This window comes from Pseudomonas sp. 8(2025) (assembly GCF_052665325.1).
Genome location: NZ_JBQOIE010000003.1, coordinates 219,738 through 246,517, shown reverse-complemented (window position 1 = coordinate 246,517; position 26,780 = coordinate 219,738). Strand labels below are relative to the sequence as shown.

The 26,780-nt window shown below is 64.1% G+C and carries 24 protein-coding genes; 13 read left to right on the top strand and 11 right to left on the bottom strand.

The genetic code is table 11. The annotated features are described in order from the left end of the window. Window positions 1–53 precede the first annotated feature (53 nt). Both recO and pdxJ read left to right on the top strand, forming a co-directional pair. Entirely contained in the window at window positions 54–743 is a 690-nt protein-coding gene (gene recO, locus ACUXVH_RS07955) for a DNA repair protein RecO (RefSeq protein WP_011059423.1), read from the top strand. Window positions 744–792: 49 nt separating this feature from the next. Further along, window positions 793–1,539, top strand: a complete 747-nt coding sequence (pdxJ, locus tag ACUXVH_RS07950) for a pyridoxine 5'-phosphate synthase (RefSeq protein WP_065364577.1) — start codon at window positions 793–795, stop codon at window positions 1,537–1,539. Window positions 1,540–1,605: 66 nt separating this feature from the next. Here the strand turns inward: pdxJ and mltF are convergent, their stop codons facing one another. Continuing rightward, complete coding sequence (mltF, locus tag ACUXVH_RS07945) at window positions 1,606–3,066, bottom strand: membrane-bound lytic murein transglycosylase MltF (RefSeq protein ID WP_011059425.1); 1,461 nt, start codon at window positions 3,064–3,066, stop codon at window positions 1,606–1,608. A gap of 287 nt (window positions 3,067–3,353) precedes the next feature. On the opposite strand from mltF, the gene purL reads away from it, so the two are divergent. Beyond that, complete coding sequence (gene purL / locus ACUXVH_RS07940; protein ID WP_011059426.1) at window positions 3,354–7,250, top strand: phosphoribosylformylglycinamidine synthase; 3,897 nt, start codon at window positions 3,354–3,356, stop codon at window positions 7,248–7,250. 5 nt (window positions 7,251–7,255) lie between these two features. Continuing rightward, window positions 7,256–7,567: a Nif3-like dinuclear metal center hexameric protein gene (locus ACUXVH_RS07935; RefSeq protein ID WP_015634269.1), complete on the top strand. Its 312-nt coding sequence runs from the start codon at window positions 7,256–7,258 to the stop codon at window positions 7,565–7,567. A 123-nt stretch (window positions 7,568–7,690) separates the two neighbouring features. On the opposite strand, the gene nagE is transcribed toward ACUXVH_RS07935, so the two are convergent. From nagE to ACUXVH_RS07900, 7 genes are all read right to left on the bottom strand, one after another. Beyond that, window positions 7,691–9,397, bottom strand: coding sequence for an N-acetylglucosamine-specific PTS transporter subunit IIBC (gene nagE, locus ACUXVH_RS07930; RefSeq protein WP_065364576.1), 1,707 nt, complete (start codon window positions 9,395–9,397; stop codon window positions 7,691–7,693). A gap of 22 nt (window positions 9,398–9,419) precedes the next feature. After that, window positions 9,420–11,942 (bottom strand): phosphoenolpyruvate--protein phosphotransferase, encoded by a 2,523-nt coding sequence (ptsP, locus tag ACUXVH_RS07925; RefSeq protein ID WP_065364575.1) that lies wholly within the window; start codon window positions 11,940–11,942, stop codon window positions 9,420–9,422. Between the two features lie 26 nt (window positions 11,943–11,968). After that, entirely contained in the window at window positions 11,969–12,991 is a 1,023-nt protein-coding gene (locus ACUXVH_RS07920; protein ID WP_011059430.1) for an SIS domain-containing protein, read from the bottom strand. After that, window positions 12,972–14,078, bottom strand: coding sequence for an N-acetylglucosamine-6-phosphate deacetylase (gene nagA / locus ACUXVH_RS07915; protein ID WP_015634273.1), 1,107 nt, complete (start codon window positions 14,076–14,078; stop codon window positions 12,972–12,974). Before nagA ends, ACUXVH_RS07920 begins: the two co-directional genes overlap by 20 nt. A 27-nt stretch (window positions 14,079–14,105) precedes the next feature. Further along, window positions 14,106–14,837 (bottom strand): GntR family transcriptional regulator, encoded by a 732-nt coding sequence (locus ACUXVH_RS07910; RefSeq protein ID WP_011059432.1) that lies wholly within the window; start codon window positions 14,835–14,837, stop codon window positions 14,106–14,108. A gap of 275 nt (window positions 14,838–15,112) precedes the next feature. After that, window positions 15,113–15,616 carry a L,D-transpeptidase family protein gene (locus ACUXVH_RS07905; protein WP_011059433.1) on the bottom strand — a complete coding sequence of 168 codons (504 nt, stop codon included), beginning with the start codon at window positions 15,614–15,616 and terminating at the stop codon, window positions 15,113–15,115. Window positions 15,617–15,664: 48 nt separating this feature from the next. Next, window positions 15,665–16,216, bottom strand: coding sequence for an NUDIX hydrolase (locus ACUXVH_RS07900; RefSeq protein WP_011059434.1), 552 nt, complete (start codon window positions 16,214–16,216; stop codon window positions 15,665–15,667). Window positions 16,217–16,363: 147 nt separating this feature from the next. On the opposite strand from ACUXVH_RS07900, the gene ACUXVH_RS07895 reads away from it, so the two are divergent. From ACUXVH_RS07895 to purT, 5 genes are all read left to right on the top strand, one after another. Further along, entirely contained in the window at window positions 16,364–16,963 is a 600-nt protein-coding gene (locus ACUXVH_RS07895) for a CoA pyrophosphatase (protein WP_011059435.1), read from the top strand. Window positions 16,964–17,019: 56 nt separating this feature from the next. Beyond that, window positions 17,020–17,544 carry a gamma carbonic anhydrase family protein gene (locus ACUXVH_RS07890; RefSeq protein WP_011059436.1) on the top strand — a complete coding sequence of 175 codons (525 nt, stop codon included), beginning with the start codon at window positions 17,020–17,022 and terminating at the stop codon, window positions 17,542–17,544. Next, entirely contained in the window at window positions 17,541–17,756 is a 216-nt protein-coding gene (locus ACUXVH_RS07885; protein ID WP_011059437.1) for a DUF1289 domain-containing protein, read from the top strand. The genes ACUXVH_RS07890 and ACUXVH_RS07885 overlap by 4 nt, the downstream gene beginning before the upstream one ends. A 132-nt stretch (window positions 17,757–17,888) precedes the next feature. Beyond that, complete coding sequence (locus ACUXVH_RS07880) at window positions 17,889–18,356, top strand: preQ0 transporter (RefSeq protein WP_011059438.1); 468 nt, start codon at window positions 17,889–17,891, stop codon at window positions 18,354–18,356. 93 nt (window positions 18,357–18,449) lie between these two features. After that, entirely contained in the window at window positions 18,450–19,631 is a 1,182-nt protein-coding gene (gene purT, locus ACUXVH_RS07875) for a formate-dependent phosphoribosylglycinamide formyltransferase (protein ID WP_015634276.1), read from the top strand. A gap of 77 nt (window positions 19,632–19,708) precedes the next feature. On the opposite strand, the gene ACUXVH_RS07870 is transcribed toward purT, so the two are convergent. The 3 genes from ACUXVH_RS07870 to ACUXVH_RS07860 form a co-directional block, all read right to left on the bottom strand. Next, entirely contained in the window at window positions 19,709–21,025 is a 1,317-nt protein-coding gene (locus ACUXVH_RS07870) for an MFS transporter (protein ID WP_019094767.1), read from the bottom strand. A gap of 290 nt (window positions 21,026–21,315) precedes the next feature. After that, a complete protein-coding gene (locus ACUXVH_RS07865) occupies window positions 21,316–22,545 on the bottom strand; it encodes a transporter associated domain-containing protein (protein ID WP_445494475.1) in 1,230 nt (409 codons plus the stop codon). 9 nt (window positions 22,546–22,554) lie between these two features. Further along, window positions 22,555–23,367, bottom strand: a complete 813-nt coding sequence (locus tag ACUXVH_RS07860; protein WP_011059442.1) for a cytochrome C assembly family protein — start codon at window positions 23,365–23,367, stop codon at window positions 22,555–22,557. A 209-nt stretch (window positions 23,368–23,576) separates the two neighbouring features. Here ACUXVH_RS07860 and ffh point away from each other — a divergent pair, with 209 nt between their 5' ends. From ffh to trmD, 4 genes are all read left to right on the top strand, one after another. Then, on the top strand, window positions 23,577–24,953 hold the full coding sequence (ffh, locus tag ACUXVH_RS07855; RefSeq protein ID WP_011059443.1) for a signal recognition particle protein: 1,377 nt from the start codon (window positions 23,577–23,579) through the stop codon (window positions 24,951–24,953). Between the two features lie 250 nt (window positions 24,954–25,203). Next, a complete protein-coding gene (rpsP, locus tag ACUXVH_RS07850) occupies window positions 25,204–25,455 on the top strand; it encodes a 30S ribosomal protein S16 (RefSeq protein WP_007927680.1) in 252 nt (83 codons plus the stop codon). A 5-nt stretch (window positions 25,456–25,460) separates the two neighbouring features. Beyond that, window positions 25,461–25,997, top strand: coding sequence for a ribosome maturation factor RimM (rimM, locus tag ACUXVH_RS07845; protein ID WP_011059444.1), 537 nt, complete (start codon window positions 25,461–25,463; stop codon window positions 25,995–25,997). Further along, complete coding sequence (gene trmD / locus ACUXVH_RS07840; RefSeq protein WP_019094770.1) at window positions 25,979–26,752, top strand: tRNA (guanosine(37)-N1)-methyltransferase TrmD; 774 nt, start codon at window positions 25,979–25,981, stop codon at window positions 26,750–26,752. The genes rimM and trmD overlap by 19 nt, the downstream gene beginning before the upstream one ends. The last annotated feature ends 28 nt before the right edge of the window (window positions 26,753–26,780 follow it).

The following is a 26,780-nucleotide window of genomic DNA, read 5'->3' as shown; positions in this document are numbered from 1 at the left end:
CAACCCCTTCTCCGGACCCGGTTCCCTCTCTTCCCCTGAGATCCCCCGCAACCATGTCCAGCAACGCCCCAGTCGGCCAACTCGCCTACGTCCTGCACAGCCGCGCCTACCGCGAAAGCAGTGCCCTGGTGGATTTTCTTACCCCCCAAGGTCGCCTGCGAGCGGTGCTGCGCAATGCCCGGGGCAAGGCCGGGACCCTGGCGCGGCCCTTCGTGCCCCTGGAGGTCGAGTTTCGCGGCCGTGGCGAACTGAAGAACGTCGGGCGCATGGAAAGTGCCGGCATTGCCGCCTGGCTCAATGGCGAGGCGTTGTTCAGCGGCCTCTATCTGAACGAGCTGTTGATTCGCCTGCTGCCGGCGGAAGATCCCCATCCCGCGGTATTCGACCACTACGCTGCCACGCTGCTGGCCCTGGCCGAAGGCCGTCCCCTGGAGCCTCTGCTGCGGGCCTTTGAGTGGCGCCTGCTGGATGACCTGGGCTACGGCTTTGCCCTGGACAGCGACATCCATGGCGCGCCCATTGCTGCCGACGGTCTGTACCGCTTACAGGTGGATGCCGGGCTGGAGCAGGTGTTCCTGCTGCAGCCGGGGCTGTTCAACGGCACCGAGTTGCTGGCCATGGCCGATGCCGACTGGAGCGCTCCCGGCGCGCTGTCGGCGGCCAAGCGCCTGATGCGCCAGGCCCTGGCGGTGCACCTGGGCGGCCGGCCCCTGGTCAGTCGCGAGTTGTTTCGCAAGCCTTAGTCTCCCCGTATGCTGTGCGCCGAATCTTCATTTATTCAGGAGCGCTTCCGTGACCACCAGCAATCGCATTCTTCTTGGCGTGAACATCGACCACGTTGCCACCCTGCGCCAGGCACGGGGCACCCGTTACCCGGACCCGGTCAAGGCAGCGCTGGACGCGGAAGAGGCGGGCGCCGACGGCATCACCGTGCACCTGCGCGAAGATCGCCGGCATATCCAGGAGCGCGACGTGCTGCTGCTCAAGGATGTGCTGCAGACCCGCATGAACTTCGAAATGGGCGTCACCGAAGAGATGATGGCTTTTGCCGAGCGTATCCGTCCGGCACATATCTGCCTGGTGCCGGAAACCCGCCAGGAGCTCACCACCGAAGGCGGCCTGGATGTGGCGGGGCAGGAGGCGCGGATCAAGGCGGCGGTAGAGCGGCTGTCGAAAATCGGTTCCGAAGTGTCCCTTTTCATCGACGCCGACGAGCGCCAGATCGAGGCCTCCAAGCGGGTCGGCGCGCCGGCCATTGAACTGCACACCGGGCGTTATGCCGATGCCCAGACGCCCAGTGAAGTGGCCGAGGAGCTGCAGCGTGTCGTCGACGGCGTTGCTGTTGGCCTGGCCCAGGGCCTGATCGTCAACGCCGGCCATGGCCTGCATTACCACAACGTCGAGGCGGTGGCGGCGATCAAGGGCATCAACGAGCTGAACATCGGCCATGCCCTGGTGGCACACGCTCTGTTTGTCGGTTTCAAGGGGGCGGTGGCTGAGATGAAGGCCTTGATCCTGGCGGCTGCGGCCAAGGCCTGAATCGCCTTCGCCGGCCAGCCGGCTCCTGCACAACCTGCGTAGGAGCCGGCTGGCCGGCGAATGCTTTTAAAGCGGCGGATTCTCTTCCGGCGGCTTGGTCTTGTTGACCCCGGGTACGTGCAGGTTGCCTTCGGCGACCTGGTCGCCTTCCAGCTGCGGCTGGGTCACCCAGGTGAGAATGTCGTAGTAGCGACGGATGTTGGCGACGAAATGCACGGGCTCGCCGCCCCGGGCATAGCCGTAGCGGGTCTTGCTGTACCACTGCTTCTGCGACAGGCGCGGCAGCATCTTCTTCACATCTAGCCACTTGTTCGGGTTCAGGCCTTCTTTCTCGGCCAGCTTGCGCGCATCGTCCAGGTGGCCGGTGCCGACGTTATAGGCGGCGAGGGCGAACCAGGTGCGGTCCGGTTCCTCGATCTTGTCGTCCAGCTGTTCCTTGATATAGGCCAGGTACTTGGCCCCGCCGCTGATGCTCTGCTTGGGGTCCAGGCGGTTGGAAACGCCCATGGCCTGGGCCGTGTTCTGGGTCAGCATCATCAGCCCGCGCACCCCGGTCTTGGAGGTGACCTCGGCCTGCCACATCGATTCCTGATAGCCCACCGCCGCCAGCAGGCGCCAGTCGAGCTTTTCCTGCTTGGCCGACGCCTTGAAGTGCTTCTCGTACTTGGGCAGGCGTTGCTGCAGGTGCTGGGCAAAGGTGTAGGCGCCGACATAGCCGAGCACGTCCACATGGCCGTAGTAGCGGTCCTTCAGGCGTTGCAGGGTGCCGTTCTTCTCGACCTTGTCGAGGAAACTGTTGATCTCGTTGAGCAGGCTGTTGTCGTCGCCTGCGGCCACGGCCCAGCTCTGGCTGCGGGCGTCGCCCAGGTCAAAGGCCACTCGCACATTGGGGAAGTAGACCTGGTTCATCGCCAGTTCGTTGGAGTCCACCAGGGTCAGGTCGATCTGCCCTTCGTCCACCATGCGCAGCAGGTCCACCACTTCCACGGCGTCCGACTCTTCGTATTCGATGCCGGGGTACTTGAGCTTGAGTTCCGCCAGTTGTTCGGCGTGGGTGCTGCCCTTGAGCACCATGATGTGCTTGCCCACCAGGTCTTGCGCGGTGGTGGGGCGGGAACGGCCATTGCGATAGATGACCTGGGGCGTGACTTCCAGATAGGGGTGGGAGAACCGCACCTGCTGCTTGCGCTGCTCGCTGCTCACCAGGCCGGCGGCGGCCAGTACCGGGCCCTTGGGCTGGCCCAGCTGGTCGAATAGGTCGTCGAGGTTGTCGGCGGTCTCGATCTTGAGCTCCACCCCCAGATCGTCGGCAAAGCGTTTCACCAGCTCGTATTCGAAGCCGGTTTCACCGTTGCGATCCTGAAAGTAGGTGGCAGGGCTGTTACGGGTGACCACCCGCAGCACACCATCCTCCTTTACGCGCTCGAGCGTGCTGGGTTTCTCAACACAGGCGCCGAGCATCAGGAAGAGTCCGGTAACGATGAGCCACTTGGCGCAGCGCGGACGTAAAGCCATAGGGGAAAACATTGGCGCAGTATACGCAAAGGATAACGGCCGCCATATCTCGACAGCGAAGGGCTTGTCTGCTAGCGATGGTCGAGCCGGGCTGAAGGCCTCAGGAATGGGGCCTGGGCGCTGAATGTGACGTTTAAAATAACCACCGGCAATGACCCTGATGAGGCTTTGTTATAGGGGGCTGGCCCCGGGCCGACGTCCGGAGGCGCCCGGGGGTTGCGTTTCGAGTGCCGATGCCAGCGGTTTACGTTAGAATGCACGGCCTCAAAGCACACCCCCTTCCCGAGGCTGTCCCGAAGATGTTGATCCTGCGCGGCGCTCCTGCCCTTTCTGCCTTTCGCCACAGCAAACTCCTTGAGCAACTGAGCCAGAAAGTACCGGCTGTCAGTGGCTTGTATGCTGAATTCGCTCACTTCGCCGAAGTCACCGGCGTCCTGACCGGCGACGAACAGCAGGTGCTTGCGCGCCTTCTGAAGTACGGCCCCAGCGTTCCGGTACAAGAGCCGACCGGCCGTCTGTTCCTGGTCCTGCCACGTTTCGGCACCATTTCGCCGTGGTCGAGCAAGGCCAGCGACATCGCCCGCAACTGTGGCCTGGCGAAGATCCAGCGCCTGGAGCGCGGCATCGCCTTCTATGTGGCCGGTGAGTTCAGCGAGGCCGAGGCCCAACTGATTGCCGACGCCCTGCACGACCGCATGACCCAGATCGTGGTGGCCAACCTGGAACAGGCCGCCGGCCTGTTCAGCCACGCCGAACCCAAGCCGCTGACCGCCATCGACATCCTCGGCGGTGGCCGGGCTGCGCTGGAGCAGGCCAACAGCGAGCTGGGCCTGGCCCTGGCCGAAGACGAAATCGATTACCTGATGAACGCCTTCCAGGGCCTCAAGCGGAATCCCCACGACATCGAACTGATGATGTTCGCCCAGGCCAACTCCGAGCACTGCCGCCACAAGATCTTCAACGCCAGTTGGGATATCGACGGCCAGAGCCAGGAAAAAAGCCTGTTCGGCATGATCAAGAACACCTATCAGATGCACAACGAAGGTGTGCTCTCCGCCTATAAGGACAACGCCGCGGTCATCGTCGGTTCGGTTGCCGGGCGTTTCTATCCGAACCCTGAGACCCGCCAGTACGGTGCGGTGCAGGAGCCGGTGCACATCCTGATGAAGGTCGAGACCCACAACCACCCGACCGCCATCGCGCCGTTCCCGGGGGCCTCCACCGGTTCCGGCGGTGAAATCCGCGACGAAGGCGCCACCGGGCGCGGCGCCAAGCCCAAGGCCGGCCTCACCGGTTTCACCGTGTCCAACCTGCAGATCCCGGGCTTCGAACAGCCGTGGGAAGTGCCGTACGGCAAGCCTGAGCGCATCGTCACCGCCCTCGACATCATGATCGAAGGCCCACTGGGTGGCGCGGCGTTCAACAACGAATTCGGCCGTCCGGCCCTGACCGGTTATTTCCGCACCTTCGAGCAATCCATTACCACGCCTCGTGGCGATGAAGTTCGCGGTTACCACAAGCCGATCATGCTGGCCGGCGGCATGGGCAACATCCGTGACGAGCACGTGCAGAAAGGCGAGATCACCGTCGGCTCCAAGCTGATCGTCCTCGGCGGCCCGGCCATGCTCATCGGCCTGGGCGGCGGCGCCGCTTCCTCCATGGCCACCGGCACCAGCTCGGCGGACCTGGATTTCGCTTCGGTACAGCGTGAAAACCCTGAGATGGAACGCCGTTGCCAGGAAGTCATCGACCGTTGCTGGCAACTGGGGGATAACAACCCCATCAGCTTCATCCACGACGTCGGCGCCGGTGGCCTGTCCAACGCCTTCCCGGAACTGGTCAACGATGGCGGCCGTGGCGGTCGCTTCGAACTGCGCAACATCCCCAACGACGAGCCGGGCATGGCCCCGCACGAAATCTGGTCCAACGAATCCCAGGAGCGTTATGTCCTGGCGGTGGGCGCTGCGGATTTCGAACGTTTCAAGGCCATCTGCGAGCGTGAGCGCTGCCCGTTCGCGGTGGTCGGCGAAGCCACTGCCGAACCACAGTTGACCGTGACCGACAGCCACTTCGGCAACAGCCCGGTGGACATGCCGCTGGAAGTGCTGCTGGGCAAGGCCCCGCGCATGCACCGTTCGGCCGTGCGGGAAAACGAGTTGGGTGACGATTTCGATCCAAGCACCCTGGACATCGCCGAGAGCATCGAGCGCGTCCTGCACCACCCGGCCGTGGCCAGCAAGAGCTTCCTGATCACCATCGGCGACCGCACCATCACCGGCCTCGTGGCCCGCGACCAGATGGTCGGCCCATGGCAGGTGCCGGTGGCCGACGTGGCCGTGACCGCCACCAGCTTCGACGTCTACACCGGTGAGGCCATGGCCATGGGCGAGCGCACGCCGCTGGCCCTGCTGGACGCCCCGGCGTCCGGCCGCATGGCGATCGGCGAGACCCTGACCAACATCGCGGCCTCGCGCATCAACAAGATCAGCGACATCAAGCTCTCCGCCAACTGGATGTCCGCTGCCGGCCACCCGGGCGAAGACGCGCGTCTGTACGACACCGTCAAGGCAGTGGGCATGGAGCTGTGCCCAGAGCTGGGCATCACCATCCCGGTGGGCAAGGACTCCATGTCCATGGCCACCCGCTGGAACGAAGAGGGCGTGGACAAGAGCGTCACCTCGCCGCTGTCGCTGATCGTCACTGGCTTCGCACCCGTAGCGGACATTCGCCAGACCCTGACCCCGCAACTGCGCATGGACAAGGGCACCACCGACCTGATCCTGATCGACCTCGGTCGCGGGCAGAACCGCATGGGCGCCTCGATCCTCGCCCAGACCCACGGCAAGCTCGGCAGCCAGGCACCGGACGTGGATGATGCGGAAGACCTCAAGGCCTTCTTCGCGGTGATCCAGGGCCTCAACGCCGACGGTCACCTGCTGGCCTACCACGACCGTTCCGATGGCGGCCTGCTGGTCAGCGCCGTGGAAATGGCCTTCGCCGGCCATTGCGGCCTGAACCTGAGCCTCGACGCCGTGGCGGAAAACACCGCCGAAATCGCCGCCATCCTGTTCAACGAAGAGCTGGGTGCGGTGATCCAGGTGCGCCAGGACGCTACTCCGGACGTGCTGGCCCAGTTCAGCGCCGCCGGCCTGGGCGATTGCGTGGCCGTGATCGGCCAGCCGATCAACAACGGTGAAGTGAGCATCTCCTACAACGGCGAAAGCGTGTTCACCGGCCAGCGCCGCCTGCTGCAGCGTCAGTGGGCAGAAACCAGCTACCAGATCCAGCGCCTGCGGGACAACGCCGACTGCGCCGAGCAGGAATTCGACGTGGTACTGGAAGAAGACAACCCGGGCCTGAGCGTCAAGCTGGGCTTCGACGTCAACCAGGACATCGCCGCGCCTTACATCAAGAAAGGCGTGCGTCCACAGGTGGCGGTACTGCGTGAGCAGGGCGTCAACGGCCAGGTGGAAATGGCAGCGGCCTTTGACCGCGCCGGCTTCAACGCCATCGACGTGCACATGAGCGATATCCTCGCCGGTCGCGTCGACCTCAACGACTTCAAGGGCATGGTTGCCTGCGGCGGCTTCTCCTACGGCGACGTACTGGGCGCCGGTGAAGGCTGGGCCAAGTCGGCGCTGTTCAACAGCCGTGCGCGGGATGCCTTCCAGGGCTTCTTCGAACGTACCGACAGCTTCACCCTGGGTGTGTGCAACGGTTGCCAGATGATGTCCAACCTGCACGAGCTGATCCCGGGCAGCGAGTTCTGGCCGCACTTCGTGCGCAACCGCTCCGAGCAGTTCGAAGCCCGAGTGGCCATGGTCCAGGTGCAGGAGTCGAACTCGATCTTCCTGCAGGGCATGGCCGGTTCGCGGATGCCGATCGCCATCGCCCACGGTGAAGGCCATGCGGAGTTCGAAAGCGAAGAGGCATTGCTGGAAGCCGACCTGTCCGGTTGCGTGGCCCTGCGTTTCGTCGACAACCACGGCAAGGTCACCGAGCGTTACCCGGCCAACCCCAACGGTTCGCCGCGCGGGATCACCGGCCTCACCAGCCGCGACGGTCGCGTCACCATCATGATGCCGCACCCTGAGCGGGTGTTCCGTGCCGTGCAGAACTCCTGGCGCCCGGATGAGTGGAACGAAGATGGGGCGTGGATGCGCATGTTCCGTAACGCTCGGGTCTGGGTGAACTGAGGCTGATGTACAAGCTCAGCTTCTTCGTGCCTCCCAGCCATGTGGAGTCGGTCAAGAGCGCTGTGTTCGCCGCGGGCGGCGGACGCATCGGCGCCTATGACCAGTGCGCCTGGCAGGTGCTCGGCCAGGGCCAGTTTCGCCCGTTGGACGGCAGCCAGCCGTTTCTCGGGCAGACCGGCCAGGTGGAGCGGGTGGAGGAGTGGAAGGTCGAGCTGGTGGTGGCCGACGAACTGATTCGCGACGTGGTACTGGCCCTCAAGCAGAGCCATCCCTACGAAACGCCGGCTTATGAAGTCTGGCGCCTCGAAGCGTTCTGAGGTTATCCACAGACACAAAGCCCGCTGAACCGGCAACGGTCAGCGGGCTTTTTTGTGGGCCTTCGCCAGCCAGCCGGCTCCTACAGGAGCCTTGCAGGAGCCGGCTGGCCGGCGAAAGTGCCTTCAAGCTCCTGCGCCGACCTCTCGGTGCAGCAAGCCCGTCAGCGCCACCTGCAAGCCCCCGGCCTTTTCGCCAATCAGCACGTGCCAGACGTCCCCCTCCATGCGCCGCATGCCCTGGCAGCCCAGCCCCTTGAGCGCCGGCTCCGACAGGCTGCGGCTATTGTTCACTCGCACTCGCAACCGGGTCAGCGCCACACAGTCCATCTGCAGCAGGTTGTCCCGACCGCCCAGGGCGTTGAGCCACTGCTGGGCTTCGTGGATGGAAATGTCGACCTGCGGGGGTTCTTCAACAGGCGCCTGTGCCACCGCAGCCCTGGCTGAAACGGGTGACGCCAGGCGGATCTCGTCGGCGATGCTGTCTGCCAGCGGCCCCACCACCACCTGCAAGCTGCCGCCCTTGCCGGGGCGCACCACGGCCATGGCGCCCAGGGCCTTGAGCTCGCTGTCCGAAGCCAGGTTGCGGTCTGCCAGCTCCAGGCGCAGGCGCGTGGTGCAGGCACCGACGGTAAGCAGGTTGCCGGCGCCACCCAGGGCCTTGATGTAGGCCGCGGCGCGCTGGTCGACGCTCAGTTCAGTCTTTTCGCTGGAGGGGCTGTCTTCACGGCCCGGGGTCTTGAGGTTGAAGCGGCGGATGCAGAAATCGAACACCAGGTAGTACACCACCGCGTACAGCAGGCCCACCGGAAACACCTTCCAGCCGTTGGTGGAGCGGCCCCAGCCCAGGGCCATGTCGATGGCGCCGCCGGAAAAGGTAAAGCCCAGGTGGATGTTCAGCAGGTTGGTCAGGGCCATGGCCAGCCCGGTGAGCAGGGCATGCACCAGGTACAGCAGGGGGGCAAGGAACATGAAGGCGAATTCGATCGGCTCGGTGACCCCGGTGAGGAAGGATGTCAGGGCCATGGACAGGAAGATCCCGCCCATTACCTTGCGCCGTTCCGGCGGTGTGTTGCGGTACATCGCCAGGCAGGCGGCGGGCAGGCCGAACAGCATCATCGGGAACATCCCGGTCATGAACTGGCCGCCCTTGGGGTCGCCGGCAAAGTAGCGGGTCAGGTCGCCGGTGACCACGGCGCCGGTGCTCGGGTCGGTGAAGCTGCCGAAGATGAACCAGGCCATGTTGTTGAGGATGTGGTGCAGGCCGGTGACGATCAGCAGCCGGTTGAACACGCCGAAGACAAAGGCGCCGAAGCTGCCGCTCTCCAGCAGCAACTGGCCGAAGCTGTTGATGCCGTGCTGGATCGGCGGCCAGATCAGGCCGAACACCACCCCCAGGCCCACGGCGGTGAAACCGGTGGCGATGGGCACGAAGCGCCGGCCGCCGAAGAACGCCAGGTACTCCGGCAGCTTGATGTCCTTGAAGCGGTTGTACAGCGCGCCGGCCATCAGCCCGCTGATGATCCCGGCGAGCATGCCCATGTTGATGCTGGCGTCCAGCACCTTGAGGGTCGAGATCATTACCAGGTAGCCAATGGCCCCGGCCAGCCCGGCGGTGCCATTGTTGTCCTTGGCAAAGCCGACGGCGATACCGATGGCGAAGATCAGCGCCAGGTTGCCGAAGATCGACTGCCCGGCATCGTGGATGATCGCGATGTTCAGCAGGTCGGTGTCGCCCAGGCGCAGCAGCAGACCGGCGATGGGCAAGATGGCGATGGGCAGCATCAGCGCCCGGCCGAGGCGTTGCAGGCCCTCGATGAAATACTGGTACATGGCGTCTCTCCTGGAATTCTTGTTATGAGTGCAGAGGCCAAAGCCGTTCGCAGGCCTGACGGACTGCGGCGGCACCGGGCAGGTTGAGCAGCGGCTGGCTGAGCTGGCGGCACTGGCTGGCGTCCAGCTGGCGCACCCGGTCCTTGATCTCGCCCACCTGGGGGGGGCTGACCGACAGCTCGCTGACGCCCAGGCCAATGAGTACTGGTGTGGCCAGGGGATCGGAGGCCAGGGCGCCACAGACCCCGACCCAGCGACCATGGCGCTGGGCGCCGGCGCAGGTCTGGGCGATCAGCCGCAGCAGGGCGGGGTGCAGGGCGTCGACCCGTGCCGCCAGCCCGGCGTGATCACGGTCCATGGCCAGGGTGTACTGGGACAGGTCGTTGGTGCCGATGGACAGGAAGTCGGCGTGTTCGGCCAGTTGCTCGGCCATCAGGGCGGCGGCGGGGACTTCGATCATGACCCCCAGTTCCGGGCGCTGGCTCAGGCCCAGTTCGGCAGCGAACAGGTCCAGGCGCTGGCGAATGTGCAGCAGCTCGGCGACTTCGGTGACCATCGGCAGCATCACCCGGCAGCGTTGCACGGGGCTGACCTGGAGCAGCGCCCGCAGTTGTTGGTCCAGCAGCTCAGGGCGCGCCTGGGCCAGGCGGATGCCGCGCAGCCCAAGTACCGGGTTGGCTTCCACCGGCAGGGGCAGGTAATCCAGCTGTTTGTCGCCGCCGACGTCGATGGTGCGAATGATCACCGGCTTGTCGCCCATGGCGTTGAGCACTGCCTGATAGGCCTGGCGCTGTTCTTCTTGATCCGGGGCGGTCTGGCGGTCAACGAAGAGAAACTCGGTGCGCAGCAGGCCGACGCCGTCGGCGCCACCCTGGTGGGCGTCCCGGGCTTCATCGCTGGACGCCACATTGGCCGCCACCTCGATCTGCTGGCCGTCCTGGGTCAGGGCGGGCTCATGGGCTTTTTGCTGTTGCAGCGCATGGCGCTGGCGCTGGGTTTCACCGGCCTGTTGCACCTGTGCGATGCGCTGCGGGTCGGGCTCCAGTTCCAGGCGCCCGCCGTTGGCATCCAGCACCACCTGGCGGCCACTGTCGATGCGCAGCACTTGCGGGCCCAGGGCCACCAGGCAAGGCAGGCCCTTGCCCCGGGCAAGGATCGCCACGTGGGAAGTGGCACCGCCGGCGGCCATGCACAGCCCGGCCACGCCCTGGGCGCTGAGTTGCAGAAGGTCGGAAGGGGTCAACTCCTCGGCGGCAACGATCGCCCCGGCTGGCAGGTCGTAGTGCCAGGCCTCCCCCAGCAGGGCGCGCAGAACGCGCTGCAGCAGGTCCCGCAGGTCGTTGGCGCGTTCGGCCAGCAGCGTACTGCCCAGTTGCTGCAGGATCTGGCATTGCTCGGTAATCGCCGCGCTCCAGGCATGGGTGGCGGCGCGGCCCTGGGCAATGGAGGCTTCGGCGGCGTCCAGCAGAGTCGGGTCTTCGAGCAGCGCCAGGTGGGCGCTGAAGATGTCCTGTTCCTGCTGGTCGCGGCGTTGCCGGGCCTGCTCCAGGGTGTGGCGGATTTCCCCGCGCACCTGGTCCAGCGCGGTGCTCAATGCTTGCCGTTGAGGCTCGGGTGCATGCTGGCCATGATCCTCCGCCAGGACCATGGCGTTGAGCCGCACCAGGGGGCCGCATACCAGGCCCGGCGCGGCGCAGACGCCCGGCAGCACGCCGTCTTCCACGGGGCCTTGGGCGGCCGGGGCCGGTACCGGGGTTTCGCCATGGGCATCTGCGGCCATCGCGGTGCCGAGGGTCTGCAGCATCGCCTGCAGGGCATCCTGGCAATCGTCGCCCTGGCAACTGACCAGCACTTCTTCCTGTTCACCGATGCCCAGGCTCATCAGGGCAATCAGGCTGGTGCAGGGGGCGCTCCTGTCCTTGAAGGTCAACTGCGAATGGCTGTTGAAGCTCAGGGCGGTCTGGCGCACCAGGGCGGCGGGGCGGGCATGCAGGCCGCCGCGATGGGCGACCTTGATCCGGGCGCTGGCCTGCTGCCCGGATTGCTCTTGCGTAAGCGGCTGTGGGCCAGCGTTGGCGCGCCGGCTGATGTGCAGCAATGGCTCGCCCACCTGGACCGTCGACAGGGTCAGCGGGCGCAGGTCGAAACCCTCGCCATTGGTCAGGATCAGCAGGCTGATCAGGCTTCGGCAATGCTGTGCCACGTGGTCCAGATCAACCCGCAGCAAGGGCTGGCCGGCACGCACCTGCTGGCCTTCCTTCACCAGCAGGGCAAACCCCTCGCCCTGCAGTTCGACAGTGTCCAGGCCCAGGTGCAGCAGCAGTTCGGCCCCATTGGCGGCGCGCAGGGTGATTGCGTGCCCGGTACGTGCGACCTGGATCACCTGGCCGGCGCAGGGCGCATGCAGGGTGTCGTTGAGGGGATCGATGGCGATGCCGTCGCCCATGGCACCGCTGGCGAACACCGGGTCGGGCACGCTGCGTAGTGCTAGCACTGGCCCGCTTAACGGGGCACCGAGCGTCAGTTCGTTATTGTTGTTGTGCATGGCGCAGTACTCGTTGGCGATGGGGCTTAGTGAGTGCGGGTCACTTTGCTCAGGTGGCGCGGTTGGTCGGGGTCCATGCTGCGGGCTTGGGCGAGGCCGGCGGCCATGACGTAGAAACTCTGGATTGCCAGGATCGGGTCGAGTGCCGGGTGTTCGGCACGACTCAGGGTCAGGTCCCGTTCACCGATGTCGTCCGGAGCGGCCAGCAGCACCTTGGCGCCGCGCTGGCGCATGTCGGCGGCCAGGCTCAGCAGGCCGCCCTGCTCGGCGCCGCGGGGGGCGAACACCAGCAGCGGATAGTCGTGGTCGATCAGCGCCATGGGGCCGTGGCGGACTTCGGCACTGCTGAAGGCTTCGGCCTGGATGGCCGAGGTTTCCTTGAGCTTGAGCGCGGCTTCCTGGGCAATGGCGAATCCCGCCCCACGGCCGATCACCATCAGGCGCTGGCAATCGCGCAGCGCATTGACGGCCAGGCTCCAATCCTGGGTCGCGGCCTGGCGCAGGCCTTCGGGCAGGGCCAGGCCGGCTTCGAGCAAGCGTCCGTCATCATTCCAGTGGCCGATCAGTCGCGCGCTGGCACTGAGGGTGGCAATAAAGCTCTTGGTGGCGGCCACGCTCTGCTCGGCGCCGGCGTGCAACGGCAGGAAGAATTCGCTGGCCGCTTCCAGCGGGCTGTTTTCCGCGTTGACCATGGCCACGCTGAGGGCCCCGCGCTTGCGCAGCAGGCGCACGCTGTTTACCAGGTCCGGGCTTTGCCCCGATTGCGAAAAGGCGAACACCGCCTGGCCGCTGACCCGCAGGGGCGCCTGCTGCATGGTGACCACCGACATCGGCAGCGAGGCCACGGGAATACCCACTTGCTGCATGGTCAGGTAGGCGAAGTAGCTGGCGGCGTGGTCGGAGCTGCCCCGGGCCACGGTCATCGCCACTTGCGGCGGCTGGCGGCGCAGGCGGCCGGCGACCTCGAGCAGCGCCGGGTCAAGGTGCTGCAACTGGTTGCTCGCGGCCAGGTGCGAGGACAGCGCCTCTTCAAGCATTTTTGAAGTCAATGTCTTCTCCTTCGACCATGACGGCGGTCAGTGTGAGTGCCCGGTCCAGGCGCACGCTGTCGGCCCAGCTGCCAGGTTGCAGGCGGCCGCGTTCAGGGATGCCGAGGTAGTCGGCGGGAAATTGCGACAGGCGCTGCGAGGCTTCGGCCAGGGGCAGGCCGATCTTCACCAGATTGCGCAGGGCCTGGTCCATGGTCAGGGTGCTGCCGGCCAGCGTGCCGTCGGCCAGGCGCACACCACCCAGGCACTTGGTCACGGTGTGGCTGCCCAGCTTGTATTCACCGTCGGGCATGCCGGCAGCTGCGGTGGAGTCGGTAACGCAGTACAGGCAGGGGATCGAGCGCAGGGCCACGCGCATGGCACCGGGGTGCACGTGCAGCAGGTCCGGGATCAGCTCGGCGTACTGGGCGTGGGCCAGGGCCGCGCCGACGATCCCCGGCTCACGGTGATGCAGCGGGCTCATGGCGTTGTACAGGTGGGTGAAACTGGTGGCGCCAGCGGCGAGGGCCGCCACGCCTTCCTCGTAGCTGCCCAGGGTGTGGCCGATCTGCATGCGCACGCCGCGGGCGCTGAGTTCGCGGATCAGGCCGTCGTGGCCGGCGACTTCCGGGGCGATGGTGATCACGCGGATCGGCGCCAGCGCCAGGTACTGTTCCACCTCCGCCAGCAGTGCGGTGTGGGCGAAGTTGGGCTGGGCGCCAAGTTTGCCGGGGTTGATGTAGGGGCCTTCCAGGTGCACGCCGAGCACTCGGGCGCAGCCTTTGGGGCGCTGTTCGGCATAGCTGCCCAGTTGCTCCAGGACCTGGCGGATTTCCTCGCTGGGGGCCGTCATGGTGGTGGCCAGCAACGAGGTGGTGCCGAAGCGCACATGGGTGCGGGTGATGGTCTGGAAGGCATCGCGGCCTTGCATGATGTCCTTGCCGCCGCCGCCGTGCACATGCAGGTCGATAAAGCCGGGCAGCAGGTAGGGCAGGTCGTTGTCCGCCGGATTGCAGGGGCTGCCTTCGATGGCGATCACCTTGCCGTCCTGATGCAGCAGACGGCCGCGGACCCAGCCTTGGGGCGTGAGGATATTGTCTTCGGACATGGCGTTTCTCTGGCTCCGGAAGCGGGTTCAGCGTCGCAGTTCAGCGACGAAGTCGTAGTAGTCGTTGCGGCAGTAGGTGTCGGTGACCTCGATCGGCGTGTTGTCTTCCAGGTAGCCGACCCGGGTCATCAGCAACATGGCGGTGCCGGGGGCGATGCCCACCAGGGCGGCGAATTCGTCCGAGGCATTGATCGCCTGGATGTGCTGCAGCGCCCGCACCACGGGCTTGCCGATGCCATCGAGGTATTCATAGAGCGAATCCCCGACCGCTTCCGGCTGGGCGATGATGCTGGCCGGCAGGGTGCTCATCTCGATGGCCATCACTGTGTCATCGGCTTTGCGCAGGCGCTTGAGCCGCGCCACCTTGTCGTTGGGCGACAGGCCGAGGCGGATCAGTTCTTCATGGGTGGGCGGGGTGAGGGTGCGTTCCAGCCATTGGGAGCCGGGCACGAAACCCTTCAGGCGGAGCATTTCGCTGAAGCCGGAGAGCCGCGACAGCGGTTGCTCCAGGCGCGGGGTGATGAAGGTCCCCGAGCCCTGGCTGCGGCGGATCAAGCCCTGTTCGAAGAGCACTTCCAGGGCCTTGCGCGCGGTGACCCGGGAGATCCCCAGCAATTCGCTGAGGTTGCGTTCCGACGGCAGTGCCTGCTCGGCTTTCCACTGGCCGGCATGGATTGCCGCTTCCAGGTTGCGAGCCAGTTGCAGGTACAGCGGAGTGGGTTGGGAGTCGTCGGGGCGCAGGGCCAGGAGGTGATTCATCTGTAGGTTTTCCGATGCGGTTATTAGGTTGTTGTCGCCCGGTAGTGCCGAAAAACTAATACCACTTAGATACCATGTCAACGCCACTGGTCTGCTGGAGGTGGCGTAAATCCAGCGTTTGCGGGGTGATTTGAAGGGTAAATGATTAAAGTGGTATTAGGCAGGTCTGGCTGCCATCGCCATGGCGTCGAGTGGCGACCCCTTGCGGGTCGCCAAGTGGTATGGGCGCAGTGGAAGAGCTGGCGGGGGTAAAAATATTTTTTGCGGAAGGGAAATTAAGGGCGGATCTCGATCATGGTGCCGTCCTTGACCAGGCCCCAGACCTCGCGCATGTCGACGTTGCGCATGGCGATGCACCCGTCTGTCCAGTCCAGGGTATGGAAATACTGCTCCGGGAATTCTTCGGTGTCCGGGGTGCCGTGGATCATGATCATGCCGCCCGGATCCACCCCTTCGCGCCGCGAGCGGGCGGCATCGGTGATGTTCGGATAGGAGATGTGCATGGCCAGGTTGTAGCGGTCGCTGGTCTTGCGCCAGTCGAGCCAGTAGAGGCCTTCAGGGGTGCGCTTGTCGCCCTCCATGAGCTTGGGACCCTTGGGTTTCTTGCCCAGGGATATGCGGTAGGTCTTCAGTGGCTTGCCACCGTTGATCAGTTGCAGTTGATGGGCGGACTTGAGCACCAGGACCTTTTCGATGACCTTGCCGTCCAGGGTTTCCACGGTGGAGGCCTGGCACACAGCAACGACGGAACAGCACAGCAGGGCAAGCAACCAGCGCATTGACACGATATCCCCAGGCGCACACAGATCCCGTGCACGTTTTATTGTTTAACTGATGGCAGGCTGAGAGAGCGGCGGAATGGATTCGGAGCGCACTTCAAAGGCTGCGGCCCGCCGGTCAGCGAAGAAGCATTCTAAGGTACGGCCGACGGTGCGGAAAGCCAGCTCGGACCAAGGGATATCGGCTTCGTCGAACAACTGCACTTCCAGGCTCTCGGGGCCGGCGGCAAAGTCCAGGTCGGCGAGCTCCGCGCGAAAGAACACATGCACCTGGCTGATGTGCGGCACGTCGATCAGGGTGTAGATGCTCAGGCCGCGCACCCGGGCGCAGGCCTCCTCGTAGGTTTCGCGAATGGCTGCCTGTTCGATGGTCTCGCCGTTTTCCATGAAGCCTGCGGGCAGGGTCCAGTAGCCCAGGCGCGGCTCGATGGCGCGACGGCACAGCAGCACCTTGCCCTCCCAGGTGGCAAGGCAGCCGGCGACGATATTGGGGTTCTGGTAATGGATGGTCTGGCAGTGGTCGCAGACATAGCGCAGGCGCGAATCGCCTTCGGGAATGCGCTGGGTCACCGGGTTGCCGCACTGGCTGCAAAATTTCATGTGGGGTATCCGAAAAGGCTGGGGCTATCTTGGCGCGCCAGCCCCGTTGTCGGCAAGTTGTCGTTAAGCGACATGCCCGGGGGCGGGGGTTGGGCCGAAGATTGGATTGGTGCATGATGCACGGTAGCCAACAGATCGAGATGCCTCATGCTGGACGAGCTACTTCATCGGGTAAGCCACTACACGCCGCGTACGCTGGAGACCGACCGACGTTTTCCCGAGGCTGCGGTGCTGGTGCCCATCACCCGCAGCGAAGAACCGGAACTGGTATTGACCTTGCGTGCCAGCGGGCTGTCGACCCATGGCGGCGAGGTGGCTTTCCCTGGTGGCCGGCGCGATCCGGAAGATCCGGACCTGATCTTTACCGCGCTGCGCGAGGCCAAGGAGGAAATCGGCCTGCCGCCGGGGCTGGTGGAGGTCATCGGGCCTTTGAGCCCGCTGATTTCCCTGCACGGAATCAAGGTCACACCTTACGTCGGGGTGATTCCCGACTATGTCGAATACCAGGCCAATGACGCCGAGATCGCCGCCGTTTTCAGCGTGCCCCTGGAGTTCTTCCGCCAGGACCCCCGCGAACACACCCATCGCATCGATTACCAGGGGCGCAGCTGGTACGTCCCCAGCTATCGCTTTGGCGAGTACAAGATCTGGGGCCTGACCGCGATCATGATCGTCGAGCTGGTCAACCTGTTGTACGACGCCGGAATCAGCCTGCATCGCCCGCCGAAAAACTATATCGATACCTGAAGCCATCACTTCGCATGGCATAAACCCGCGGCTGCCTGAGCCATGAGGACAATAAGATGAAATACCGCCTGGGCGATGCCCGAGTCGAGACCCATCCACAGAGCTGGGTTGCCCCGAATGCCACGCTGGTGGGCAAGGTCAAATTGGAGGAGGGAGCCAGCGTCTGGTTCAACGCCGTGCTGCGCGGGGACAACGAACTGATCCTGATCGGCAAGCACAGCAACGTCCAGGATGGCACGGTGATGCACACCGACATGGGCTTTCCCCTGACCATCGGTACCGGCGTGACCATCGGCCACAATGCCATGCTGCACGGCTGCACCGTGGGTGACTACAGCCTGATCGGCATCAACGCGGTGATCCTCAATGGCGCGAAGATCGGCAAGAACTGCATCATCGGCGCCAACTCGCTGATCGGCGAGGGCAAGGAAATCCCCGACGGTTCGCTGGTCATGGGCTCGCCAGGCAAGGTGGTACGGGAGTTGACCGAGCCGCAGAAGAAAATGCTCGAAGCCAGCGCCGCGCACTACGTTCATAATGCCCAGCGTTATGCCCGAGACCTGGTTGAGCAAGAACAATGACAGCCCCTGAAAGACCCGTCGCTTCGCCCTGCGTGAGCATCTGTGCCCTGGACGAGCAGGATATCTGCACCGGTTGCCAGCGCACGGTGGACGAGATCACCCGCTGGAGCCGCATGGACAACGCCGAGCGGCGTGCGGTCCTGGCCCTGTGCCATGAGCGGGCCAAGTCCAGCGGCTTGCTGTGGATGATCGGCTCCAGCTCGGCAAGTTGATCCGCTCGTTTCGCCAGCAAGCCGGCTCCTGCAATCTTGTGCAGGTGCCAGCGTGCTGGCGAAAGGGCTTCTTGGCCCAGCCCCGGGCCTGCAGTAACCTGTGCACCTTCCTGACAGGTACCCTTCGCCCCCATGTTCTTCCTGATCGCCTATATCAGCAGTGTCGTGCTGATCAACTACGCCTTTTCGTCTGCCCCGCATCTGGACATCATCTGGTCGGCCTGGGGCGGGTTGGTGTTTGTCCTGCGGGACATGGTGCAGACTCGTTTCGGCCACGGCGCCATCGTCGCGATGCTGGCGGCCCTGGTGCTGTCCTATGTGACCTCCGATCCGACCATCGCCCTGGCCAGTGCCACGGCATTCGCCGTCTCGGAATGCATCGACTGGCTGGTGTTCAGTATCACCAGGCGGCCCCTGCATGATCGTCTATGGATCAGCTCGGCCCTGAGCATTCCCCTGGATACCTTCATCTTCTTCGGCATGATCGATGCCTTGACCCCTGGGGTGATCCTGACCGCCCTGGGTTCGAAGTTCGCCGGTGTCACCGTGGTCTGGCTGGCCATGGCCTGGCGTTTGCGCAAAGCGGCGTGCGCCGGCTGAGCCAAAGCCCGCGCTTCATGTAAAATGCCGCTCCCCATGGGTCGCCCGCCTGGCGCTCGGCCCTCGATGATCCGCTCCTTTGAGGACCTTCAGATGACTCGTATCGGAACTCCACTGTCGCCAACCGCGACCCGCGTCTTGCTTTGTGGCTGTGGTGAGTTGGGCAAGGAGGTGGTGATCGAGCTGCAACGCCTGGGTGTCGAGGTGATTGCCGTGGACCGCTACGCCAACGCTCCGGCGATGCAGGTGGCCCATCGCAGCCACGTGATCAACATGCTTGATGGCGCGGCGCTGCGGGCCGTGATCGAAGCCGAGAAGCCGCACTTCATCGTGCCGGAAATCGAAGCCATCGCTACCGCGACCCTGGTGGAACTGGAAGCCGAGGGCTTCACCGTGATCCCCACCGCCCGGGCCACCTCCTTGACCATGAACCGCGAAGGCATCCGGCGCCTGGCCGCTGAAGAGCTGGACCTGCCGACCTCGCCGTACCATTTCGCCGACACCTTCGAAGACTATTCCAAGGCCGTGCAAGACCTGGGCTTCCCGTGCGTGGTCAAGCCGGTGATGAGTTCCTCGGGCAAGGGCCAGAGCCTGCTGCGCAGCGTCGACGACGTGCAGAAAGCCTGGGACTACGCCCAGGAAGGCGGCCGTGCCGGCAAGGGCCGGGTGATCATCGAAGGCTTTATCGACTTCGACTACGAAATCACCCTGTTGACCGTGCGTCATGTGGGCGGCACCACCTTCTGTGCGCCGGTCGGCCATCGTCAGGAAAAGGGCGACTACCAGGAATCCTGGCAGCCTCAGGCCATGAGTCCCAAAGCCCTGGCCGAATCCGAGCGGGTGGCCAAGGCAGTCACCGAGGCCCTGGGGGGCCGCGGCCTGTTTGGCGTGGAACTGTTCATCAAGGGCGACCAGGTGTGGTTCAGCGAAGTGTCGCCGCGCCCACACGACACTGGCCTGGTGACCCTGATTTCCCAGGACCTGTCCCAGTTCGCCCTGCATGCGCGGGCCATTCTCGGCTTGCCGATTCCGCTGATCCGCCAGTTCGGCCCTTCGGCTTCGGCGGTGATCCTGGTAGAAGGCACATCCACCCAGACCGCCTTCGCCAACCTCGGTGCCGCCCTGAGCGAGCCGGACACTGCGCTGCGCCTGTTCGGCAAGCCGGAAGTCAATGGCCAGCGCCGCATGGGCGTAGCCCTGGCGCGTGACGAGTCGATCGAAGCCGCCCGGGCCAAGGCGACCCGCGCTGCGCAAGCGGTGGTGGTCGAGCTGTAAAAAGCATCGCGAGCAAGCTCGCTCCTACAGCGTCCGGATTGAACCTGTAGGAGCGAGCTTGCTCGTGAAGCGGTCGCTCAAGCGACCCGATTCAAATCGTTATTGCGCGTTTCCTTCAGGCACAGCACCGCGATCAGGCTCAGGATCGCCGCCCCTGAAACATACCCCCCAACCCAGCTCAAACCGCCCATCGCTACCAGTTTCTGGGCGAAGAACGGCGCGGCCGAAGCTCCGACGATGCCCCCCAGGTTGTACGCCGCCGAAGCGCCGGTATAACGCACGTGGGTCGGAAACAGTTCCGGCAGCAGCGCGCCCATCGGGGCGAAGGTCACCCCCATCAGGAACAGCTCGATGCACAGGAACAGCGCCACGCCGACGGTGGAGCCCTGAGTCAGCAAGGGTTCCATGGTGAAGCCGGACAGAATCGCCAGCACGCCGCCGACAATCAGCACCGGCTTGCGCCCGAAGCGGTCGCTGGCCCAGGCCGACAGAGGCGTGGCCGCGGCCATGAACAGCACGGCGAAGCACAGCAGGCCGAGGAAGGTTTCCCGGCTGTAGCCCAGGGTAGCGACGCCGTAGCTCAGGGAAAACACCGTGGAGATGTAGAACAGGGCGTAGCACACCACCATCGACGCGGCGCCCAGCAGTACCGGCAGCCAGTACTGGCTGAAGAGTTCCACCAGCGGCATCTTCACCCGTTCCTGGCGTGCCACGGCGTTGGCAAAGACCGGGGTTTCGTGCAGCTTCAGGCGCACGTACAGGCCCACCATCACCAGGGCGGCGCTGAGCAGGAAGGGAATGCGCCAGCCCCAGGAGCGGAACTGTTCGTCATCCAGGCCCATGGCCAGGGCCAGGAACAGGCCGTTGGCAGCGAGAAAACCGATGGAGGGGCCCAACTGCGGGAACATGCCGAACCAGGCGCGCTTGCCTTCCGGTGCGTTCTCCGTGGCCAGCAGCGCGGCGCCGCCCCATTCGCCGCCCAACCCAAGGCCCTGGCCGAAGCGCAGCACGCAAAGCAGGATGGGCGCCCAGGCGCCGATGCTGGCGTAGCCTGGCAGTACGCCGATCAGGGTGGTGCACACGCCCATCAGCAGCAGCGAGGCAACCAGGGTCGACTTGCGTCCGATACGGTCGCCGAAGTGGCCGAACAGTGCCGAGCCCAGGGGGCGGGCAAGGAAGGCGATGCCGAAGGTCAGGAACGCCGAGAGCATCTGGGCGGTGCCGGAGGTCTGGGGAAAGAATACCGGGCCTATCACCAGTGCGGCGGCGGTGGCGTAGACGTAAAAGTCGTAGAACTCGATGGCGGTGCCGATAAAGCTGGCAGTGGCCACCCGCGAGGCGGAATTGCTCGGTTGGGCAGGGGTGGTGGCGCTGTAGGCGGTGCTGGTCGTCATGCGGTTATCCCTGACAGTCTGTGCTCCGGTGGAGCGAATTATTATGGTCGAGCACCCAGGGATGTGGGTTTGGCGCGGTCGTCCCTCGGGATGGGAGTGACGTCGAACAGAAGGGCTGGTTATCGGCAGATTTGCGCTGGGTGCGGGTAGCACGCGGGTCTGCACAGGGCTTGGGTAAGCGGATCGATTATAGAAAGGCGGCTAACGATTCAACAAGGGGCTTGGCGGCTGCCGGGCTGGCGAGAAGGTTTTCGACCTTCAGGGGCGCCATTGGCTGCGGCGGCAGGCGATCAGATGCGGGCGGGGACGCTGCTGGTGTGCCAGATCAGTACGCGGCTGACGCGGTTTTCCTCGGTTTCGAGGATTTCCAGGCGGTAGCGGCCGATTTTCAGGCACACCGCGCTGTCGGGGATGGTTTCCAGGGCTTCGGTGACCAGGCCGTTGAGGGTCTTGGGACCGTCGCTGGGCAGGTGCCAGCCCAGACTCTTGTTCAGCTCGCGGATCGATGCCGCACCTTCCACCACATAGCGGCCATCGGCCTGGGGGTGGATGTGCGGGTTGTCCAGGCTGTGCTCGCTTTCGAACTCGCCGACGATTTCTTCGAGGATGTCTTCCAGGGTGACGATGCCCAGCACTTCGCCGTATTCGTCCACCACCATGCCCAGGCGCCGTTGCTGCTTGTGGAAGTTGAGCAGTTGCAACTGCAACGGGGTGCTTTCCGGGACGAAGTAGGGCTCGTGGCAGGCCGCCAGCAGGGCGTCCTTGGTCAGGCTGGCGTCCGGCAGCAGGTGACGGATCTGCCGGGTGTTGAGCACCGCTTCGACCTGGTTGATATCGCTGTGGAACACCGGCAGCCGTGTGCGTCTGTTCAGGCGCAGTTGGGCGATGATGTCCTCGATCGGGTCGTCCAGGTTGATGCCGTCCACTTCGCTGCGGGGCACCAGGATGTCATTGACGGTGATGTTGTCCAGGGCGTGGATGCCGGACAGGGCATGTGGCTCCTGTGGCATGGGCTCGTCGTCCAGCAGCGCCGGGTCGTCGTCACTCTGCTTGACCGCGCCGGCCTTTCGGGCAAACGGGCGCAGCAGCAACTGGCTGAGGGTGTCGAGCAGCCAGGCCAGGGGATAGACGACTTTCATCGGGATGAGCAGCAGGCTGTTGCCAAAGCCCAAGGTACCTTCCGGGTAGCGCACGGCCAGGGCCCGCGGCAGGTATTCGGCCAGCACCAGCAGGGCGCAGGTGCTGATCAGGCAGGCCAGCCAGGGGCCATTTTCCGCCCAGTAGAACAGCGCCAGCAGGGTGCTGATGATCACCGCCAGGACCCGGCACAGGGTATTGCACAGGATCAGGCTTTCCTTGGGGAAGGCCAGGCGTGCCTGGGACTTGTCGCCATTGCGCGAGTTGCCGCGCAGGGTCAGCAGGTGCTGCTGGGCGGCATCGATAGCGGTGAACAGGCCCGACCAGACGATGAGCAGGGCGATTACCGCGAGCATGGGCCCGGTGGGCAGGGAGTCGGTCATGGCCGGTCGTCAGATGTGCAGGATGTATTCACGAACCAGCTTGCTGCCAAAGTAGGCCAGCATCAGCAGGCAGAAACCTGCCAGGGTCCAGCGAATTGCCTTGTGCCCGCGCCAGCCGAGGCGATTGCGGCCCCATAGCAGCACGCTGAACACTACCCAGGCCAGGCAGGCCAGCAGTGTCTTGTGCACCAGGTGCTGGGCGAACAGGTTCTCGACGAACAGCCAGCCGGAGATCAGCGACAGCGATAGCAGGGTCCAGCCGGCCCAGAGAAAACCGAACAGCAGGCTTTCCATGGTTTGCAGCGGCGGGAAGTTCCTGATCAGCCCGGACGGGTGCTTGTTCTTCAGCTGATGGTCCTGCACCAGCAGCAACAGGGCCTGGAACACCGCGATGGTGAACATGCCGTAGGCCAGGATCGACAACAGGATGTGGGCGAGGATCCCGGGTTCCTCATCGATCACCGGCACTGTGCCGGTGGGGACGAATTGCGCCAGTAGCGCGGTCAGGGCGCCGAGCGGGAACAGCAGTACCAGCAGGTTTTCCACCGGGATGCGCCAGCAGGCCAGCAGGGTCAGGGCGATGACTGCAGCGGCAATCAGGCTGGCGGCGCTGAAGAAGTCCAGGCCCAGGCCGACCGGAGTCAGCAAGTGGGTCAGCAGGCTGGCAGCATGGGCCAGCAAGGCCAGGATGCCGAGCGTAACCAGCAGGCGCTTGTTCGCCTTGGCGCCTGTGGCCAGGCGGGAGCCTTGGTAGAAGGTCGCAGCGGCATAAAGGACGGCGGCGGCGAGGGTGGGTAGCAAACTGGGTGACAAGGGGAGCATAAATCCTGTTAGGCAGGCCCGAAAGTCGCTGAGTTTGGCATAGAACCCAGAGCCCTGAAAGACCAGGCAAGCAGACGGCGAGGTGTCCGCCACGCACAGTCTTCGCTATAATCCGCGACCTGCCCACGCCGCAGGCTCATCGAGCACCTGTTTATTACGCTCTGGGCCGCCATTACCCCCGGTCTACCTTGGGCCTGAAAGGATCGAGCATGTTTGAAAACCTAACCGACCGTCTCTCGCAGACGCTGCGCCATGTCACCGGCAAGGCCAAGCTGACCGAGGACAACATCAAAGACACCCTGCGCGAAGTGCGCATGGCGCTGCTCGAAGCCGACGTTGCGTTGCCGGTGGTCAAGGACTTCGTCAATTCCGTGAAGGAGCGTGCGGTCGGCACCGAAGTGTCCCGCAGCCTGACGCCGGGCCAGGCTTTTGTGAAGATCGTCCAGGCCGAGCTGGAAAGCCTGATGGGCGCGGCCAACGAAGATTTGAACCTCAGCGCAGTGCCACCGGCCGTGGTGCTGATGGCCGGTCTGCAGGGTGCGGGTAAGACCACCACCGCCGGCAAGCTTGCGCGCTTCCTTAAAGAGCGCAAGAAAAAGAGCGTGATGGTGGTCTCCGCGGACGTCTACCGTCCGGCGGCTATCAAACAGCTGGAAACCCTGGCCAATGATATTGGCGTGACCTTCTTCCCATCGGACCTGAGCCAGAAGCCGGTAGCTATCGCCGAAGCGGCTATTAAGGAAGCGAAGCTCAAGTTCATCGATGTCGTGATTGTCGACACCGCCGGTCGCCTGCACATCGACAGCGAGATGATGGACGAGATCCAGGCGCTGCACGCGGCCATCAAGCCGGTGGAAACCCTGTTCGTGGTCGACGCCATGACCGGTCAGGACGCCGCCAACACCGCCAAGGCCTTTGGCGACGCGCTGCCGCTGACCGGTGTGATCCTGACCAAGGTCGACGGCGATGCCCGTGGTGGTGCCGCGCTGTCGGTGCGGGCCATTACCGGCAAGCCGATCAAGTTCATCGGTATGGGCGAGAAGAGCGAAGCCCTGGAGCCGTTCCACCCTGAGCGCATCGCTTCGCGCATCCTCGGCATGGGCGACGTGCTCAGCCTGATCGAACAGGCTGAAGCGACCCTCGACAAGGACAAGGCCGACAAGCTTGCTAAAAAACTGAAGAAGGGCAAGGGCTTCGACCTCGAAGACTTCCGCGATCAGTTGCAGCAGATGAAGAACATGGGCGGTCTCGGCGGCCTGATGGACAAGCTGCCGAACATCGGTGGCGTGAACCTGGCGCAGATGGGCAATGCCCAGGGCGCGGCAGAGAAGCAGTTCAAGCAGATGGAAGCCATCATCAACTCCATGACCCCGGCCGAGCGCCGCGACCCCGAGCTGATCAGCGGTTCGCGCAAGCGCCGGATCGCCCTGGGTTCCGGCACCCAGGTGCAGGACATCGGTCGCTTGATCAAGCAGCACAAGCAGATGCAGAAGATGATGAAGAAGTTCTCCGCCAAGGGCGGTATGGCCAAGATGATGCGCGGCATGGGCGGTATGTTGCCCGGCGGCGGCATGCCGAAGATCTGAAGAATCCGCGCCGGCCGTCATGCCGGCGCTTTTTCCACGGGGACGTGGAATCCCGGGCAAACCCTCGATTGGGGTGCGCTCACCCGCTGTCGCTTGCGGCAGCTCCATGGCAAATCTGAATGGCAGCCGACGGGCGCCGGAAAAAGTCATTTGCAAAAGTCCGGATATTCCTTAGAATATGCGGCCTTTCGGGCACCCATGCCCGCTGTGCATTTAGATTTGCAGCACCGACTACAGGAACGATGTTCACATGCTAACAATCCGTCTTGCCCTTGGCGGCTCCAAAAAGCGCCCGTTTTACCACTTGACCGTGACCGACAGCCGCAACCCACGCGACGGTTCGCACAAAGAACAAGTTGGCTTCTTCAACCCGATCGCTCGTGGTCAAGAAGTCCGCCTGTCCGTGAACCAAGAGCGCGTAGCCTACTGGCTGAGCGTTGGTGCACAGCCTTCTGAGCGTGTTGCTCAGTTGCTGAAGGAATCGGCTAAGGCTGCAGCCTGAACCCTATGAACGCGACGCCAGCTCCTGCTGATGATTTGATCGTTATCGGCAAAATCTACTCTGTTCATGGCGTTCGCGGCGAAGTGAAGGTCTTTTCCTTTACTGATCCGATTAAAAACCTGTTGGACTACAAAACCTGGACGCTCAAGCGCGAAGGTAGCGTGAAGCAGGTTGAGCTGGTCAGCGGACGCGGGAACGACAAGTTCCTGGTCGCAAAGCTCAAGGGTCTTGATGATCGCGAGGAAGCTCGTCTTCTGGCCGGTTACGAGATCTGCGTGCCGCGCAGCCTGTTCCCTGAACTGACCGACGGCGAGTACTACTGGTACCAGCTGCAAGGTCTCAAGGTTATCGACGGCCTCGGGCAACTGCTCGGGAAGATCGATCACCTGCTGGAGACCGGCTCGAACGATGTAATGGTGGTCAAGCCTTGCGCTGGCAGCCTGGATGATCGCGAACGCCTGTTGCCCTATACCGAGCAATGCGTGTTGGCTGTCGACCTGGCCGCGGGCGAGATGAAGGTGGAATGGGATGCGGACTTCTAAGCGTGGCTAACTTGCGCGTAGAAGTGATCAGTTTGTTTCCCGAGATGTTCTCCGCCATCAGCGAGTACGGCATAACCAGCCGCGCGGTGAAACAGGGGCTGTTGCAGCTGACCTGTTGGAATCCGCGAGACTACACCACGGATCGACATCACACTGTGGACGATCGCCCGTTTGGCGGTGGTCCGGGCATGGTGATGAAGATCAAGCCCCTGGAAGATGCACTGGTTCAGGCCAGAAACGCAGCCGGGGAGGGCGCGAAGGTGATCTACCTGTCGCCCCAAGGCCGCCAACTGAATCAGTCGGCGGTGCGCGAGTTGGCGAATGAGGATGCATTGATCCTGATTGCTGGTCGTTATGAAGGCATTGACGAGCGTTTTATTGATGCTCATGTCGATGAAGAGTGGTCGATTGGCGACTATGTACTCTCCGGTGGCGAGCTGCCGGCGATGGTCCTGATTGATGCGGTTACGCGACTGCTGCCCGGAGCTTTAGGGCATGTGGATTCCGCGGAGGAAGATTCCTTCACGGACGGTCTGCTGGATTGCCCGCACTACACCCGACCGGAGGTGTATGCGGATCAGCGTGTTCCCGACGTGTTGCTAAGTGGCAACCACGCACACATCCGGCGTTGGCGTTTACAGCAGTCCCTTGGTCGGACCTATGAACGACGCGCCGATCTTCTGGAAAGCCGCTCGCTTTCTGGAGAAGAGAAGAAGCTGCTCGAGGAATATCTCCGCGAGCGGGACGATAGTTAACAACGTATCGATGGTAGATCCGACGATT

Excerpts from the sequence above, each read along its gene's own strand:
- recO (WP_011059423.1), top strand. The coding sequence starts at position 54 with ATGTCCAGCAACGCCCCAGTCGGCCAACTCGCCTACGTCCTGCACAGC.
- mltF (WP_011059425.1), bottom strand. The coding sequence starts at position 3,066 with ATGTTTTCCCCTATGGCTTTACGTCCGCGCTGCGCCAAGTGGCTCATC.
- purL (WP_011059426.1), top strand. The coding sequence starts at position 3,354 with ATGTTGATCCTGCGCGGCGCTCCTGCCCTTTCTGCCTTTCGCCACAGC.
- ACUXVH_RS07935 (WP_015634269.1), top strand. The coding sequence starts at position 7,256 with ATGTACAAGCTCAGCTTCTTCGTGCCTCCCAGCCATGTGGAGTCGGTC.
- nagE (WP_065364576.1), bottom strand. The coding sequence starts at position 9,397 with ATGTACCAGTATTTCATCGAGGGCCTGCAACGCCTCGGCCGGGCGCTG.
- ptsP (WP_065364575.1), bottom strand. The coding sequence starts at position 11,942 with ATGCACAACAACAATAACGAACTGACGCTCGGTGCCCCGTTAAGCGGG.
- nagA (WP_015634273.1), bottom strand. The coding sequence starts at position 14,078 with ATGTCCGAAGACAATATCCTCACGCCCCAAGGCTGGGTCCGCGGCCGT.
- ACUXVH_RS07910 (WP_011059432.1), bottom strand. The coding sequence starts at position 14,837 with ATGAATCACCTCCTGGCCCTGCGCCCCGACGACTCCCAACCCACTCCG.
- ACUXVH_RS07905 (WP_011059433.1), bottom strand. The coding sequence starts at position 15,616 with ATGCGCTGGTTGCTTGCCCTGCTGTGCTGTTCCGTCGTTGCTGTGTGC.
- ACUXVH_RS07900 (WP_011059434.1), bottom strand. The coding sequence starts at position 16,216 with ATGAAATTTTGCAGCCAGTGCGGCAACCCGGTGACCCAGCGCATTCCC.
- ACUXVH_RS07895 (WP_011059435.1), top strand. The coding sequence starts at position 16,364 with ATGCTGGACGAGCTACTTCATCGGGTAAGCCACTACACGCCGCGTACG.
- ACUXVH_RS07890 (WP_011059436.1), top strand. The coding sequence starts at position 17,020 with ATGAAATACCGCCTGGGCGATGCCCGAGTCGAGACCCATCCACAGAGC.
- ACUXVH_RS07885 (WP_011059437.1), top strand. The coding sequence starts at position 17,541 with ATGACAGCCCCTGAAAGACCCGTCGCTTCGCCCTGCGTGAGCATCTGT.
- ACUXVH_RS07880 (WP_011059438.1), top strand. The coding sequence starts at position 17,889 with ATGTTCTTCCTGATCGCCTATATCAGCAGTGTCGTGCTGATCAACTAC.
- purT (WP_015634276.1), top strand. The coding sequence starts at position 18,450 with ATGACTCGTATCGGAACTCCACTGTCGCCAACCGCGACCCGCGTCTTG.
- ACUXVH_RS07870 (WP_019094767.1), bottom strand. The coding sequence starts at position 21,025 with ATGACGACCAGCACCGCCTACAGCGCCACCACCCCTGCCCAACCGAGC.
- ACUXVH_RS07865 (WP_445494475.1), bottom strand. The coding sequence starts at position 22,545 with ATGACCGACTCCCTGCCCACCGGGCCCATGCTCGCGGTAATCGCCCTG.
- ACUXVH_RS07860 (WP_011059442.1), bottom strand. The coding sequence starts at position 23,367 with ATGCTCCCCTTGTCACCCAGTTTGCTACCCACCCTCGCCGCCGCCGTC.
- ffh (WP_011059443.1), top strand. The coding sequence starts at position 23,577 with ATGTTTGAAAACCTAACCGACCGTCTCTCGCAGACGCTGCGCCATGTC.
- rpsP (WP_007927680.1), top strand. The coding sequence starts at position 25,204 with ATGCTAACAATCCGTCTTGCCCTTGGCGGCTCCAAAAAGCGCCCGTTT.
- rimM (WP_011059444.1), top strand. The coding sequence starts at position 25,461 with ATGAACGCGACGCCAGCTCCTGCTGATGATTTGATCGTTATCGGCAAA.
- trmD (WP_019094770.1), top strand. The coding sequence starts at position 25,979 with ATGGGATGCGGACTTCTAAGCGTGGCTAACTTGCGCGTAGAAGTGATC.